The sequence below is a fragment of the Streptomyces sp. NPDC020362 genome (assembly GCF_040642095.1).
In the GTDB taxonomy this organism is placed as follows: Bacteria; Actinomycetota; Actinomycetes; order Streptomycetales; family Streptomycetaceae; genus Streptomyces.
On sequence record NZ_JBFAET010000041.1, the window covers coordinates 1 to 14,894 of the forward strand.

The following is a 14,894-nucleotide window of genomic DNA, read 5'->3' on the forward strand; positions in this document are numbered from 1 at the left end:
GGCTGGGCCGGCCACCCCCCGTGGGGGGCCTCGGGCGGGCGGGCCGGCTTGGGGGCGGCGGGTTTGTCGGCGCCGGCGGGGGGCGAGCTCGCCGACAAGGGCGCGGACGCACTGCTCGACGGCACCGCGCACTTCGGGCAGTACGCCGCGCAGGCCGAGACCGAGCAGTGGCTGGGCGGACGAGAACCGCTCGCCGCGGCACGGGAGTTGCTGGCCGCGGCGCGGGGCGCCGACGCCGGGGCGCCGCTGCGCAGGCTGCGCTGCCAGCAGGCGCTGTCCCTGGTCGGCGCCGAGGCCGAGCCCGCCCTGCGGGACGTTCTCGACGATCCCGAACTGGGCGGACTCGCCCGGGTGTGGCTGAGCGAACGAGGCGCCTCGGGTGTTCCCGCGCCCTCCCAGGACCTGGTGTTCTGGCTGACCATCGACACGGTGGCCGCCCAGCTGGCCGCCGAGGGCAACTCCGAGGAACTGCAGGCGCTGGTGGAGGGACTGGCCGAGCAGCACAGTGGGTTCTTCACCGCGGCCTGGCGGGTGGAACATCCCGCCACCGCGGACGTGCTGGAGGCGATGGGGCGGCTGCACCCGGACAAGAGGGTGGCGAAGGAGGCGCGCAAGGCCGCGTTCAAGGCGCGTTCGCAGCAGGGGAGTTGAGGGCGGAACGGGCGGCGGCCGGTTGGGCACCGCCGGAGGCCGTGGTCCGGGCCGCGCGCCGTTGCGGCGGCGGAAGGCAAAGGTGACGGTGGGCAGGACATGGGCGGTGCTTTGGCCGGCCATGGGGCTGTGCATACGGATTCATGGAACAGGGGTCTCTGAAGTAGCCGGGTGTTCAGCTCCTGTTCAAAAGGTGGCGGGAGCGTGAGCGCCGCAACGAGGCCACCCACCCTCCACGGCACGCCCACCGTCACAGGAGAGACCATGTCGCTCACCCGCAGGGACTTCGCCAGAAAATCCGCGATCACCGGTGCCGGGGTGGCACTGGCGGGCAGCGTCGGCGCCCTCGCCAGCGCTCCGAACGCCCTCGCCGCCACGGACGGCATCGAGAGCGCGGACGGCGAGTCGGCGCCCGGGCACCACCACGGGGTCGGCTACGGCCCGCTGATCCCCGACCCGGACGGCATCCTCGCGCTGCCCGGGGGCTTCACGTACCGGGTCATCACCTACAGCGGGAAGACCAGGCTGGAGTCGGGCGAGTTCACCCCGTCCAACCACGACGGCACCGCCACCTTCGACGGCCCCCGCGGCGCCACCCTCCTCGTGAACAACCACGAACTGAAGGGCCCGCGGGCCAACTGGCAGTACCCGGTGCCGCTGACCGAGGGCCTCGTCTACGACCCCGCCGCCTCCGGCGGCTGCACGGTCGTCGAGGTCCGCCGCGACCACGTCGCCGAGTGGGTCGGGATCGCGGGCACCTCCCAGAACTGCGCGGGCGGCAGGACCCCCTGGGACACCTGGCTCACCTGCGAGGAGACCGAGGACAAGGCCGGCAAGAACGGCATGACCAAGGACCACGGCTATGTCTTCGAGGTCGACCCCGCCGACCGCCGGGCCAACCGCGACCCCAAGCCGATCAAGGCACTCGGCCGCTACGCCCACGAGGCCGTCGTCGTGGACACCAGGCGCGGCCACCTCTACCTCACCGAGGACGCGGACACCCCGAACGGCCTGCTGTACCGCTGGACCCCGCCGCAGGGCTTCCGCCACGGCCGCGGCAAGCTGCGCACCCTCGCCGACGACGCGGGCGTGCTCCAGGCCTTCAAGTGCTTCGACTCCGGCGGCCGGTACGTGGACGACCTGTCCCGCGCCACCAGGATCGGGACCGTGTACGGCGTCGACTGGGTGGACGTCCCCGACCGTGACGCCAAGACCGTCTCGGTGCGCAAGCAGTTCACCGACGGCCAGGTCACCCGCGCCCGCAAGCTGGAGGGCATGTGGTGGGGCGACGGCGGCGTCTACATCGTCTCCTCCTTCGCCCGTGCGGAGAGCCCGGTCCAGCACGACGGCCAGGTCTGGTTCTACGACCCGGGGCGCCGCACGCTGACCCTGAAGGTGCTGCTCGGCGTGAACCCGGACCCCGCCGAGGACGGCGCCTTCGACGGCCCCGACAACATCACCGTCTCCCCGTACGGCGGCCTCGTCATCGCCGAGGACGGCGAGGGCGTCCAGCACCTGTTCGGCGCCACCGAGAGCGGCCGCACCTACCCGATCGCCCGCAACGAGCTGAACATCGGCACCGAAGAGGAGCCGGAGTACAGCGAGTTCACCGGCGTCACCTTCTCGCCCGACGGCCGGATCCTCTACGCCAACATCCAGACCCCCGGCATCATGCTCGCCGTCACCGGGCCCTGGAAGCGGCAGAAGTGCGACTGACCTGCGCGCGGTAAGCGGCAATTAATTCGCTCGCTCGCCCCGCGGTCCCCCTCCTAGAGTGATGCACGTCCAGGTGCGACAGGCAGGACCTACTTCCACTCTTCATGGGGAGGCCGCGGGTTCGAGTCCCGCCACCGGCTCGACAGGCCGGTGTAGCTCAGGGGTCAGAGCACCACACGTCGGTTCCGCCGGCCTCGATCTCTGGACACCCAAAAGTTTATGCACCTCCCGGTGCGCAGGCCACGGCTACTTCTTTTGCAAAGAGAATCCCCGCCGTGACCGACTTGATCTCGGGAGGCGCAGCACATGGTGGGTGCCCGGTGCGCAGGCAGCGGATACTTCAGGCACAGCCGGTCGCGGGTTCAAATCCCGTCAGCACTTAGCGGGTGCTGTAGCTCAGTGGTAGAGCAGTTGTTTATCTCCGCCGCCGACCCCTGACCTCGGGCACCCTCCATTTGCTGCGCCTCCCTCCGAAACACACGATGAATTCGGGGGAATTCACCATGGCGCGATTCAACACGCGTGCCGCCAAGGCGCAGCTGAAGTCGGCGGTGACGTCGACCGGCCGGGTCCTGCGGACCTACCAGGGCGGCCGCGGACAGGAGCGCGATCCGCGATCCGAGCTTTTCCTGCTCGCCGTTTCCAACTTCGTCTCGCAGAACACCTTCTACGAGAACGCCGAGGACCGCGACGAGCGGTTCACCCGCCTCGTCCGCGATCTCGCCGTCAGCGACCCGGACTGGACGGCCGGTCTGCTCGGCTGGCTGCGCGGCGAGGGCAACATGCGGACGGCCTCGATCGTGGGCGCCGCCGAGTACGTGCACGCCCGGCTGGAGGCGGGAGCCACCGACGGCCCCTCCAACCGGCACGTCGTGGACTCCGTGCTCCAGCGCCCGGACGAGCCCGGCGAGCTGCTCGCCTACTGGACGGCGACGTACGGCCGCGCCCTCCCCAAGCCGGTCAAGCGCGGCGTCGCCGACGCCGTACGACGGCTGTACCACGCCAAGTCGCTGCTGAAGTACGACACCGCGTCCAAGGGCTACCGCTTCGGCGACATCCTCAACCTGGTGCACGCGGCGCCGGACGCGGACAAGCCGTGGCAGGGCGAGCTGTTTCGCCACGCCCTCGACCGGCGCCACAACCCGGACACCGCCGTACCGCCCGCCGCGCTCCCGGTGCTCACCGCGCACCGCGAGCTGATGGCCCTGCCCGTCGACCGGCGGCGCGCGGTCGTCACCTCGCCCGGCGGCGCCGAGCGGCTGGCCGCGGCCGGGATCACCTGGGAGGCGCTGGCCGGCTGGCTGCAGGGCCCGATGGACAAGGCGGCCTGGGAGGCCGTGATCCCGTCCATGGGCGCAATGGCGCTGGTCCGCAACCTGCGGAACTTCGACGAGGCAGGGGTCTCGGACGAGGTCGCCGCCGAGGTTGCGGCGAAGATCAGCGACCCGGAGCAGGTGGCGCGTTCGCGGCAGTTCCCCTTCCGCTACCTGGCCGCGTACCGGCACGCGCCCTCGCTGCGCTGGGCGTACCCGCTGGAGCAGGCGCTCGGCCACTCGCTGGCCAACGTGCCCGCGCTGCCGGGCCGCACGCTGGTGCTGGTCGACCGCTCGGGCTCCATGTTCTGGTCGCAGGTGTCCGACCGTGCCCAGCTCACCCGGGCCGACGCGGCGGCGATCTTCGGCACCGCGCTCGCGCTGCGGGCGGCCGACGCCGACCTGGTCGAGTTCGGCTCGACCAGCGCGAAGGTGGAGTTCCGCAAGGGCGAGTCGGTGCTGAAGATCCTGGAGCGCTTCGGCGACCTGGGCGGCACCGACACCACCGAGGCGGTCCGCCGGCACTACAAGAAGCACGACCGCGTGCTGATCATCACCGACGAGCAGTACGCCCCGCACCAGCAGGGCGACCCGACCGCCCAGATCCCGGCGCACGTCCCGGTCTACACCTGGAACCTGGAGGGCTACCGGGCGGGCCACGGTCCGTCGGGCGCGGACAACAGGCACACCTTCGGGGGCCTGTCGGACTCGGCGTTCCGGATGGTGCCCCTGCTCGAAGCCGCTCGTGACGCCCACTGGCCGTGGATGGCCTGACCGCGGCCGGCCTGATCGTGGCCCGCACTTCTACGGGGGGTGCGGGCCACACCCTTGCCCGCCCGCGAATTGATATCTAACATTTCAGTTCGTGGAGACCCTGCGACCCGTTCCCCGCACCCTGCTCCGGGAGCGCGCCTGCACGGTGATCCGGGACGCCATCGTGGCCGGGGAGATCGAGCCCGGCGCGGTGGTGCGCGACGCCGACCTCGCCGAGCGGCTGGGCCTGTCCAGGGCACCCGTGCGCGAGGCCTTCGCGCGGCTCGTGGACGAGGGGCTGCTGGAGAGCAAGCCGCAGAGCTACACCCGGGTCACCCCGCTCGTCGCCGCCGACGTACGCGACGCGGCGGCCGTGGTCGGAGCCATGCACGAGCTGGTCACCCGGGTCGCCGTCCCCCGGCTGCGGCAGCCCGACCTGGAGGAGATGCGCGCTGCCAACGACCGGTTCGCCGCCGCCGTGGGGGCGGGTGACGTGGACGCGGCCCTGCGCGCCGACGACGAACTGCACGACGTCCTGGTCCGGGTGAGCGGCAACCGTGCGGCGGCCGCCACCGTCGCCCGTTACACCCCGCTCATCCGCCGTCTGGAACGGCAGCGCTTCGGCGAGGGCGGCTCCTGCCGCTCGGCCGGGCTGCACGAGCGGCTGATCGATGCCTGCGCCGACGGTGACACGGACGGCGCCGTCCGTGTCACGGCCGACATCTGGCGCACCCTCGCAGACCTGGCCGACCCCGACTGACTCACGGAGGCCTCATGTCCCTGTCTTCCTATGAGCGCTACCCCCTCCTCTTCGGCCCGTCCCCGGTGCACCCCCTGCGGCGCCTGACCGCCCACCTCGGCGGCGCCGCCCTGTGGGCCAAGCGGGAGGACTGCAACTCCCCGATCGCCTACGGCGGGAACAAGACCCGCAAGCTGGAGTACCTGGTCGCGGACGCACTCGCGCAGGGCTGCGACACCCTCGTGTCCATCGGCGGGGTGCAGTCCAACCACACCCGTCAGGTCGCCGCCGTCGCGGCCCACGCCGGGCTGAAGTGCGTGCTGGTGCAGGAGAGCTGGGTGGAGTGGCCGGACTCCGTGTACGACAAGGTCGGCAACATCCTGATCAGCCGGCTCGCCGGGGCCGACGTACGGCTGGTGAGGGCCGGGTTCGGGATCGGGTTCAAGGAGAGCTGGGAGCAGGCGCTGCGGGACGTCGAGGAGGCCGGCGGAAAGCCTTACGCCGTCCCGGCCGGCGCCTCCGACCACCCGCTCGGCGGCCTCGGCTTCGCCCGCTGGGCCCACGAGGTCGCCGATCAGGAGCAGGAGCTGGGTGTCTTCTTCGACACGGTGATCGTGTGCTCGGTCACCGGGTCCACCCAGGCGGGCATGATCGCCGGGTTCCGTGCCCTGGAGGAGGCGGGCGGCCGGCCGCGCCGGGTGCTGGGCATCGACGCCTCGGCCGAGCCCGCCCGCACCCGTGAGCAGATCGCCCGGATCGCCCGGGCCACAGGCCGGCTGATCGGAGTGAAGGGCGAACTGCCCGTCGAGCTGGACGAGCGGTACCACGCGGGGACCTACGGCATCCCCGACGAAGCCACCCTGGAGGCCATGCGGCTCGCCGCGCGGACCGAGGGGATGATCACCGACCCCGTCTACGAGGGGAAGTCCATGGCCGGGCTCATCGACCTCGTCCGGCGCGGCGAGATCGGCGCCGACTCCACCGTGCTCTACGCCCACCTCGGCGGGCAACCGGCACTCAACGCCTACAGCGCCCTGTTCTAGTTCCGGACGGGTTCCGCCCACGCAGGGGGCCGACACGGCGCCCGATCCCGAGGTCGCAAGTTACTACGATCCGTCCTTATATTCTCACGCTGAGTAGTCGATTGAAACAGGGTTTCCACACTCGGGTGAGAAAGGGTCACACCATGCGCAAGTTCCAGCGCGCCGCACTCACAGCCGCAGTCGTCGCAGGGCTGTCCACTCTCGGCGTCGGCGTCGGCCACGCCGACGACTCCGATGATCCGCAGCAGGTGTCCGTGGTGGCTTCCGCGCAGGCCGACGCCGTGGTCACGTGGGGTGCCGCCCCGGACGAGGAGCAGCACTCCGACTCGCACGCGACTCGGCGTCCGGCGAAGAAGCACGAGGACAAGCGCCAGGAGTCCAAAGGACACGCGGGCAAGCGTCCGGCGGCGAAGAACGAGGACAAACGTCCGGCGGCGAAGGGGCACGAGGGCAAGGGGCAGGAGTCCAAGGGGCACGAGGAAGAGCGTCCGGTGGTGAAGAAGCACGAGGGCAAGCGACCCGCTGCGAAGGGGCACGAGGGCAAGGGGCAGGAGTCCAAGAAGCACGAGGGCAAGCGACCGGTGTTCAAGAAGCACGAGCACACGCAGCGGGTGTCCAGGCATGTTCACGAGCGCTGGGTGTTCAAGCACAGCCACAGTCACCGGCATGGGGCTGGAATCGAGCGTTTCTCCAGCACTTCCGTCGCAGTGCAGGCGTCGGGTGCGTGAGCCTCTCGACGGAGTCCGGGGGCGGCGGCCGTCGGCGGGTGGGCACATGATGGCGGTGTGACCCGCCCCCCGACGTCCGGCCCGGCCGAGGTCCTCGGCCGCATCGAGTCGGCCCCCACACCCCGGACCGCCGTGGCATGGCTTCCTCCGGCCGAACTGTGGCCCGCCGTCCAGCGCATCCGCGCCGAGCACGACCCGCAGATCCGCCGCTGGCCGCCCCATGTGAATCTGCTCTTCGGATTCGTGCCGGAGGACGACTTCCCGGCGGCGCTCCCGCTGCTGGCCGCCGCGGCCGCCGAGTGCGAGCCCTTCGACATCCGGCTCAGCGGGGTCCGTGCCTTCCGTCACCGGTCCTACGCCACCGTGTGGCTCGACCCCGCGGCGGCCGGTGCCGCTCCCTGGACGGAACTCCGGCGCACCCTGGGGGAGCCCTTCCCGTACTGCAGGGAGCGCTCTGCGCGCTTCACCCCGCACCTCTCGCTCGGGCGCACCCGCGTCCCGCGCGTCCTCACGGCCGAGTGCGCGGCCCGGCTCGGCGTGCTGCACGCGCGCGTCGCCGAGATCGTCCTGCTCTCCCGCCGCGGTGACGGCCCGATGCGCACGCGCGCCACGATCGGCCTGGGCACCGGCGCGGTCCACCGCGACCTCGGACCGGACCCGGCCGCCGGCGGCTACGAGCCACCCGAGCGGCGCTGACCTGGTGGCGGCGAGCGCGTCGTTCAGGACCGTCGCCCCTTGCCCGACCTGCCGGTTGAGGGGAAGGTGGAGTGCTCAGAGGGTCCCCGGTTCGCAAGGAGTATCTGGATGCCGCAGGTCAGGCCCATGCGTGCGGACGCTCGGCGCAACTACGAGCGGCTGCTGAAGGTGGCGGCGGAGGCCTTCGCCGAGCATGGGGAGAACGCGTCGCTCGACGACATCGCCAAGCGGGCGGGCGTCGGCTCGGGCACGCTCTACCGGCATTTCCCGACGCGGCAGGCGCTGCTGGAGGCGGCCTACGTGGACCGGATCGAAGCGCTGGGGACGCGGGCCGACGAGCTGGCCGGGGAGCTGCCGCCGGGCGAGGCGCTGATGGAGTGGCTGAACGAACTGTGTGTCGCCACGATCCAGGTGCGGGGGTTGAAGTCCCTGCTGGGCTCGGCGGTCACGGACGGCGGGTCGGTCGCGATGACGGCGTGCGGTACGTCCGTGAAGGGCGCGGCGACCCGGCTGGTGGAGGCGGCGCAGGCGCAGGGGGTTCTGCGGGCCGACGTGGAGCCGGTCGAGGTGCTGCGGCTGGCCCACGGGGTGGCCACGGCGTCGGAGCTGGCGAACGGACAGGGGCGTGAGATCCGCCGCTATCTGACGCTGCTGACGGAGGGACTGCGGCCGGCGGGGTGAGGCCACGGCGTCCCGCCGGCCGCTGTGGACGCCGCCACCGGTGGTGCCGGTGCCGGTGGTGGCGGCGGTGGCCGGGGTGGCGGCGTCCGGGCCGGAGCGGGGAGAGAGCCGGTCAGGCCGGAGCGGGGTGAGCGGCCGGTGAGAGGCCGGCGGTCCTCCGCTCCGACCCGCACGGTGTCACAGGGCCCGGGCCCCCGGCTCCACCATGTTCCGTACCGTCCGTGCCTTCACGAACTCGCCCATCGCCGTCATGTCCCACTCGCCGGAGAACTGCCGGATCAGCTTGGCCATCATCACGCCCGTCTGCGGCTCGGCGTGGGTGAGGTCGAAGCGGACCAGTTCCTCGCCGGTGCTTGCGTCGATCAGACGGCAGTAGGCCTTGGCGACCTCGGTGAACTTCTGCCCGGAGAAGGAGTTGACGGTGAAGACCAGGCCGGTGACCTCCTGCGGGAGGCGGCCGAGGTCGACCGTGATCACCTCGTCGTCGCCCCCGCCCTCACCCGTGAGGTTGTCGCCGGAGTGTCTGATCGCGCCGTTCAGGATCGTCAGCTTGCCGAAGTAGCAGCTGTCGACGGCGTTGCGCTGCGGGCCGTAGGCGATGACCGAGGCGTCCAGGTCGATGTCCCGGCTGTGGAACGCGGGCTCCCAGCCCAGGCCCATCTGCACCAGCGAGAGCAGCGGGCGCCCGCCCTTGACCAGCGACACGGTCTGGTTCTTCTGGAGGCTGACCCGGCCCTTGTCCAGGTTGATCTTCCCGGCGCCTGGCGCCGGAGCGGGCGGGGTCGGCGGGGCCGACGGCGCGACGGGGGCCTGTGCGGCGGGCGCAGGCGGGGCGGCCGGCTGCTGCGCCGGAGCCGCGGGCGCGGCAGCGGGCTCCTCCACCGTCACGCCGAAGTCCGTCGCGATGCCCGCGAGCCCATTGGCATACCCCTGGCCCACGGCGCGGGCCTTCCACGCACCGCCCCGGCGGTAGATCTCGACGATCACCAGCGCCGTCTCCGTGCCGAGCTGCGGCGGTGTGAAGGTGGCCAGGGCCGAGCCGCCGTCCGCGTCCCGGATCGTGGCCGTCGGCTCGATGCCCTGGAACGTCTGGCCGGCCGCGTCCGGGCTGGCCGTGACCACGATCTTCTCGATGTCCGGCGGCACCGAACCGGTGTCGACCGTGATCGCGTCGGGGGCCGCACCGCCGCCCGACGTGTACGTCACGCCCGGTCCGGCGGGCTGGTTGTAGAAGATGAAGTCGTCGTCGGAGCGCACCTTGCCGTCGGCGGTGAGCAGCAGGCCCGACACGTCGAGCCGCACCGGCGCGGCGACGTCCACCGTCACCCGGGTGACCGGCAGAGGGATGTTCGAGCCAGGGGTCATAGCTGTCATGCCGGGTGAACGAACGACACCGCTTTACCGTTCCCTTACCGACCGTCCCGATGGCCGATCGCCCCCGATCGGCTCAGGGCACCACCACGATCTTCCGGCCCATCCCGGCCGCGAACTGCTCCAGCGCCTCGGGGTACCGCTCCAGCGGGATCCGGTCGCTGATGAACACGTCGGGGTCCAGCACCCCGTTCGCGAACAGCTCCGCCGCCCGCTCGAAGCTGTGCAGCACCGCCATGGAACCGGTGATGGTGATCTCCTGGTTGTAGATGCGGTACGGATCGATCGTCACCCGCGTCGCGTAGTCGGCCACCCCGAACTGCAGGAACGTGCCCGCCTTCGCCACCCGGTCCAGGCCGTCCTGGATCGCCGCCGCGTTGCCGGTCGCGTCCACGACCACGTCCCAGCCCTGGGGGCGGTCCAGTTCGTCCGCGCCGGCCGCGGCGCGCGAGACACCGAGGCGGCGGGCCGTCTGCAGCCGGGCGGGGTTGACGTCCACCACGTCCACGCTGGCCGCGCCCGTGCGCTTGGCCAGCTCCAGCATCATCAGGCCCATGGTCCCGGAGCCGTAGACGAGGACGTGCGCGCCGAGGCGGGAGCGCAGGACGTCGTAGCCGCGTACCGCGCAGGACAGCGGCTCCACCAGGGCCGCGTCCTGGGTGCGCACGTGCTCGGGCAGCTTCACGCAGTTCGCCACCGGGGCCAGCGCGTACCGGGCCGCTCCGCCCGCCGTCGTCACGCCGATCGCGGCCCACCGCTCGCACAGGTTGTTGTGGCCGCTGCGGCAGTGACGGCACTCGTAGCAGTACAGGGAGGGATCCACGGCCACCCGGTCGCCGACCGCGACCTCCGTGACCTGGGTGCCGACCCCGACCACCTCGCCCGCGAACTCGTGACCGGGGACGATGGGCAGCTTGGGCGCGAACTCGCCCTGGAGGATGTGCAGATCGGTGCCGCACAGGCCGCAGGCGGCGACCTCCACGACGACCTCGCGGGGCCCTGGCGTCGGGTCCGGGACCTCGGTGACGACGGCGCGGCCCACGGACTCGATGACGGCGGCCTTCATTTCACGGCTCCCAACGACAGGCCCTGGACCAGCTTGTCCTGGGCGGCGAACCCCGCGGCGAGCACCGGCAGGGAGATGACGAGCGACGCGGCGCACACCTTGGCCAGGAACAGGCCCTGGCTGGTGATGAAACCGGTCAGGAAGACGGGGGCGGTCTCGGCGACCACGCCCGTCAGGACTCGGGCGAAGAGCAGTTCGTTCCAGCTGAAGATGAAGCAGATCAGGGCGGTGGCGGCGATGCCGGGCAGGGCGATCGGGGCCACCACGCGCGCGAGGATCGTCGGCAGCCGGGCTCCGTCGACCCGCGCCGCCTCGATGACGGCGACGGGTACCTCGGCGAGGAAGGAATGCATCATCCACACCGCGATCGGCAGGTTCATGGAGGTGTAGAGGATGACCAGCAGCCAGATGTTGTCGAGCATGCCGGTGTTCTTGGCGAACAGGTAGATCGGCAGCAGGCCCGCCACGACCGGCAGCATCTTCGTGGACAGGAAGAAGAACAGGACGTCCGTCCACTTCTTCACCGGCCGGATGGACAGCGCGTACGCGGCCGGGAGGGCGAGCAGCAGGACGCACACCGTGGAGACCACGGACGCCACCGTGGAGTTGATCAGCGCGGGCCACGGGCTCGCGCCGCCACCCGTGCCGAAGAACTCGCGGTAGCCGTCCAGGGTGAGGGAGGCGGCGAAGGAGGGCGGGTTGGTCGCGGCGTCCGCCTCGGAGTGGAAGGAGGTCAGGGCCATCCAGGCGATGGGCAGGAAGAAGACGATCCCGGCCAGCCAGGCCACCAGGCCCAGACCGAGCCCGTGGCGGCTCTTGCGCCGCACGACGGTTGCGCTCATGCGCGGGACACCTCCTCGCGGAACAGGGACGACACCACGCGCAGGGCGAAGGTCGCGATGATGATCGAACCGATGACGACCAGGACACCGGCGGCCGAGGCGAGGCCGTTCTCGTGGGCCTGGTAGAAGCTCTGGTAGACGGTGTAGGGCAGGTTGGCGGTGCCGAGGCCGCCGGAGGTGATCGTGAACACCGCGTCGAAGTTCTGCACGATGTAGATCGAGCCGAGCAGGGCGCCCAGTTCGAGGTAGCGGCGCAGGTGGGGCAGGGTGAGATGGCGGAAGATCTGCCAGTCGTTCGCGCCGTCGACCCGTGCGGCCTCGATCTGCTGCTGGTCCCGGCTCTGCAGTCCGGCCAGCAGGATCAGCATCATGAACGGCGTCCACTGCCACACCAGGGAGGCCTCGACAGCGAGCAGCGGGGTGTGTGAGATCCAGTCCGGCTGTGGACCGCCCACATAGTGCAACAACCCATTGAACAGGCCGTATTCGGGGTTGTAGAGCACATGTTTCCAGAGCAGGGCCGCGGCCACGGGCACCACCAGGAACGGGGCGATGAGCAGGGTGCGTACGACGCCCCGGCCGCGGAACCTCCGGTCCAGCAGCAGCGCCAGCGCCAGGCCGAGGACCAGAGTGGCCAGCACCACCGCCACCGTGAGCAGCACGGTCGTCCACACCGAGTGGCGCAGGTCCGCGTCGGTCAGCACCTGGCGGTAGTTGTCGATGCCGGTGAAGTGACGGGCCTTGGGGTAGAGGGCGTTCCAGTCGAAGAAGGAGATCACCAGCGTGGCCACGAACGGCAGCTGGGTCACCGCGATCATGAAGACGAGGGCCGGGAGGAGCGGGCCGCGGGTGGCCCAGGCGCGCAGCCGGGCCGAGGGCTGGTTCATGGTTCTTACGGGGGTGGCTGTGAGGGGAGCCGTAGTCGTCGCTGTCATCGTCCCTCGTACTCCTTGGAGATCTTCTCGGCGAGCTGCTGGGACTTCTTGAGGGCCGATCCGGTGGACTGGCTTCCGGCGATGGCCGCGCTGATCTCCTGGGAGACCCTGGTGCCGAGGTCGGTGAACTCGGGGATGCCGACGAACTGGATGCCGGGCGCGGGGCGCGGCTGCACGCCGGGGTCGTCGGGCCGGGCGCTCTCGATGGCCTCCTTCGTCATCTCCTGGAAGGCGGCGGCCGACTTGCGGTACTCGGCGTTCGTGTACGTCGACGCCCGCTTGCCCGCCGGGACGTCGGGCCAGCCGCTGGTCCGTCCGACCAGTTGCTCATAGCCCTTGCTCGACGCCCAGGAGACGAACTTCCAGGCCTTGTCGGGGTTGCGGGAGGCCTTCTGGATGCCCCAGGCCCAGGTGTAGAGCCAGCCGGAGGAGTCCGTCTTCTCGACGGGGGCGGGGGCGTAACCGAGCTTGCCCCTGACCGGCGAGCCGGCCGCCTCCAGCAGACCGGCCGCGGAGGTGGCGTCGTACCACATGGCGACCTTGCCCTGGGTCATGTCGTTGAGGCACTCGGCGAAGCCGGACTGGGCCGCACCCGACTCGCCGTGGCTGCGGACGAGATCGACATAGAACTTTGTCGCCTTCTCGAACTCGGTGGAGTCCAGGCGGGCCTTCCAGCCCTTGTCGAACCAGGTGCCGCCGAAGGTGTTCACGACGGTGGTGAGCGGTGCCATCAGCTCGCCCCAGCCGGGCAGTCCGCGCAGGCAGATGCCCTTCATGCCGGGCCGTGCGCCGTCCGCCTTCGCGGCGAGGTCGGCGACCTGCTGCCAGGTCGGACGGGCCGGCATGGTCAGGCCCTTCGCCGCGAACACGTCCTTGCGGTACATGAGGAAGGACGACTCGCCGTAGAAGGGCTGCCCGTAGAGCCTGCCGTCGTCGCCGGTGAGGGACTGGCGCATCGGCTTCAGCACGTCCCGCTCGTCGTACGACCGGTCCTTGGCGGCGTACGCGTCCATGTCGTGCAGCCACCCGTTGCGGGCGTAGATCGGTATCTCGTAGTTGGAGAGGGCGGCGACGTCGTACTGGCCGGCCTGGTTGGCGAAGTCCTGGCTGATCTTGTCGCGGACGTCGTTCTCGGGAAGGACGGTGAAGTTGACCTTGATGCCGGTCTCCTTCGTGAAGTGCGCGGCGGTCAGCTTCTGCAGCTCGGTCATCTGGGGGTTGTTGACCATCAGGACATTGATGGAGTCGCCGCCGGAACCGGTCCCGCCCGCACCGACCCAGCAGCCGGAGAGCAGCGGGGCGAGCAGCGTCCCTGCGAGGGCCATGGCGAGCGTGGCTCGCGGCCTCCGTCGGCTCGGGATGCGCATGGATCGCTCCTGGATGTATCGGGATATATGGGGCACCGCAGCTATGGAGAAGCTACAGGGGGAGTGAGTTTGGTTTTCAGACCCTGATGACCTGTGGGCCCAGCAGGGAGTAGCGGTGGGCCTCGGCCGCCGGAAGCTGCGCGCTCGTGACGATCGCCTCCAGCGCTCCGACCTCCGCGAACCGGCAGAAACTGACCATTCCGAACTTGGTGTGCACGCCCGCGAAGACGGTGCGCCGCGCGGCTCGGATGGCCTGGGCCTTCACCTCGCTCACCGCGGGGTCGGGGGTGGTGAGGCCGTGTTCGCGGGAGATGCCGTTGGCTCCGATGTAGGCGAGGTCGACCACGAAACCGGCCAGCATCTTCGTCGTCCAGTGGTCGACGGTGGCCAGCGTTCCGGCCCGCACCCGCCCGCCGAGGAGCAGGACCGACATGGTCTCGGCCTCGGCGAGGGCGCCCGCGACCGGCAGGGACGCGGTGACGACGGTCAGCGGCCGGTCCGTGGGCAGGGCCTCGGCGATGAGCTGCGGGGTGAAGCCCTCGTCGACGAAGACCGTCTCCGCGTCCCCGAGCAGCTCGGCCGCGGCGGCCGCGATCCGGCGCTTCTCCGGGACGTGGCTGGTGGCGCGGAAGGCGAGCGTCGTCTCGAAGCCGGCGCTCTCCACCGGATAGGCGCCGCCGTGCGTACGGCGGACCAGGCCGTGGTCCTCCAGGGCGCGCAGATCGCGCCGGATGGTCTCCTTGGCCACACCCAGCTCGACGGCGAGCGCGGTGACGTCGACCGAGCCGGTGGTCCGTGCCGCCCGCACGATCTCGCGCTGGCGCTCTTCGGCCGTCCTTGTGGTCATCTCGTCACCCGCTTCCCTGGGGAGCTGCCCGTTCGGGCCCATGGGGGAAGTTCTACAGGGGGTGCGCGGTGCTGACCAGCTCTGTTGGGTGCCCGATACTGCCCGTGTGTGCCCGTTCGCCGAACGGGGTGCCCGCCTCCAACCTG

The 14,894-nt window shown here is 71.0% G+C and carries 13 protein-coding genes and 1 pseudogene; 8 read left to right on the top strand and 6 right to left on the bottom strand.

Annotated features, from left to right (window positions below; genetic code table 11):
- From AB0H32_RS17680 to AB0H32_RS17715, 8 genes and pseudogenes are all read left to right on the top strand, one after another.
- Positions 1-651: pseudogene (locus tag AB0H32_RS17680) on the top strand (hypothetical protein); the annotation flags it as partial.
- Positions 652-915: 264 nt separating this feature from the next.
- Positions 916-2,367 (top strand): alkaline phosphatase PhoX, encoded by a 1,452-nt coding sequence (locus tag AB0H32_RS17685; RefSeq protein WP_361120862.1) that lies wholly within the window; start codon positions 916-918, stop codon positions 2,365-2,367.
- 503 nt (positions 2,368-2,870) lie between these two features.
- Positions 2,871-4,454, top strand: a complete 1,584-nt coding sequence (locus AB0H32_RS17690) for a TROVE domain-containing protein (RefSeq protein ID WP_361120735.1) — start codon at positions 2,871-2,873, stop codon at positions 4,452-4,454.
- A gap of 91 nt (positions 4,455-4,545) precedes the next feature.
- Entirely contained in the window at positions 4,546-5,193 is a 648-nt protein-coding gene (locus AB0H32_RS17695) for a GntR family transcriptional regulator (protein WP_361120738.1), read from the top strand.
- A gap of 14 nt (positions 5,194-5,207) precedes the next feature.
- A complete protein-coding gene (locus AB0H32_RS17700) occupies positions 5,208-6,215 on the top strand; it encodes a 1-aminocyclopropane-1-carboxylate deaminase (RefSeq protein ID WP_361120740.1) in 1,008 nt (335 codons plus the stop codon).
- A 143-nt stretch (positions 6,216-6,358) separates the two neighbouring features.
- Positions 6,359-6,943 carry a hypothetical protein gene (locus AB0H32_RS17705; protein ID WP_361120743.1) on the top strand — a complete coding sequence of 195 codons (585 nt, stop codon included), beginning with the start codon at positions 6,359-6,361 and terminating at the stop codon, positions 6,941-6,943.
- Positions 6,944-7,000: 57 nt separating this feature from the next.
- Positions 7,001-7,639, top strand: a complete 639-nt coding sequence (locus tag AB0H32_RS17710; protein ID WP_361120746.1) for a 2'-5' RNA ligase family protein — start codon at positions 7,001-7,003, stop codon at positions 7,637-7,639.
- A 108-nt stretch (positions 7,640-7,747) separates the two neighbouring features.
- Complete coding sequence (locus AB0H32_RS17715) at positions 7,748-8,320, top strand: helix-turn-helix domain-containing protein (RefSeq protein ID WP_361120749.1); 573 nt, start codon at positions 7,748-7,750, stop codon at positions 8,318-8,320.
- 177 nt (positions 8,321-8,497) lie between these two features.
- Here AB0H32_RS17715 and AB0H32_RS17720 read toward each other — a convergent pair whose 3' ends face one another.
- From AB0H32_RS17720 to AB0H32_RS17745, 6 genes are all read right to left on the bottom strand, one after another.
- A complete protein-coding gene (locus AB0H32_RS17720; RefSeq protein ID WP_361120752.1) occupies positions 8,498-9,685 on the bottom strand; it encodes a TerD family protein in 1,188 nt (395 codons plus the stop codon).
- 82 nt (positions 9,686-9,767) lie between these two features.
- A complete protein-coding gene (locus tag AB0H32_RS17725; RefSeq protein ID WP_361120755.1) occupies positions 9,768-10,757 on the bottom strand; it encodes a zinc-dependent alcohol dehydrogenase family protein in 990 nt (329 codons plus the stop codon).
- A complete protein-coding gene (locus AB0H32_RS17730) occupies positions 10,754-11,599 on the bottom strand; it encodes a carbohydrate ABC transporter permease (protein ID WP_361120758.1) in 846 nt (281 codons plus the stop codon). Before AB0H32_RS17730 ends, AB0H32_RS17725 begins: the two co-directional genes overlap by 4 nt.
- Positions 11,596-12,534 (bottom strand): sugar ABC transporter permease, encoded by a 939-nt coding sequence (locus AB0H32_RS17735; RefSeq protein WP_361120760.1) that lies wholly within the window; start codon positions 12,532-12,534, stop codon positions 11,596-11,598. The genes AB0H32_RS17730 and AB0H32_RS17735 overlap by 4 nt, the downstream gene beginning before the upstream one ends.
- Positions 12,531-13,901: a sugar ABC transporter substrate-binding protein gene (locus AB0H32_RS17740; protein ID WP_361120763.1), complete on the bottom strand. Its 1,371-nt coding sequence runs from the start codon at positions 13,899-13,901 to the stop codon at positions 12,531-12,533. Before AB0H32_RS17740 ends, AB0H32_RS17735 begins: the two co-directional genes overlap by 4 nt.
- 76 nt (positions 13,902-13,977) lie before the next feature.
- Entirely contained in the window at positions 13,978-14,748 is a 771-nt protein-coding gene (locus AB0H32_RS17745) for a DeoR/GlpR family DNA-binding transcription regulator (RefSeq protein WP_361120768.1), read from the bottom strand.
- Between the last annotated feature and the right edge of the window lie 146 nt (positions 14,749-14,894).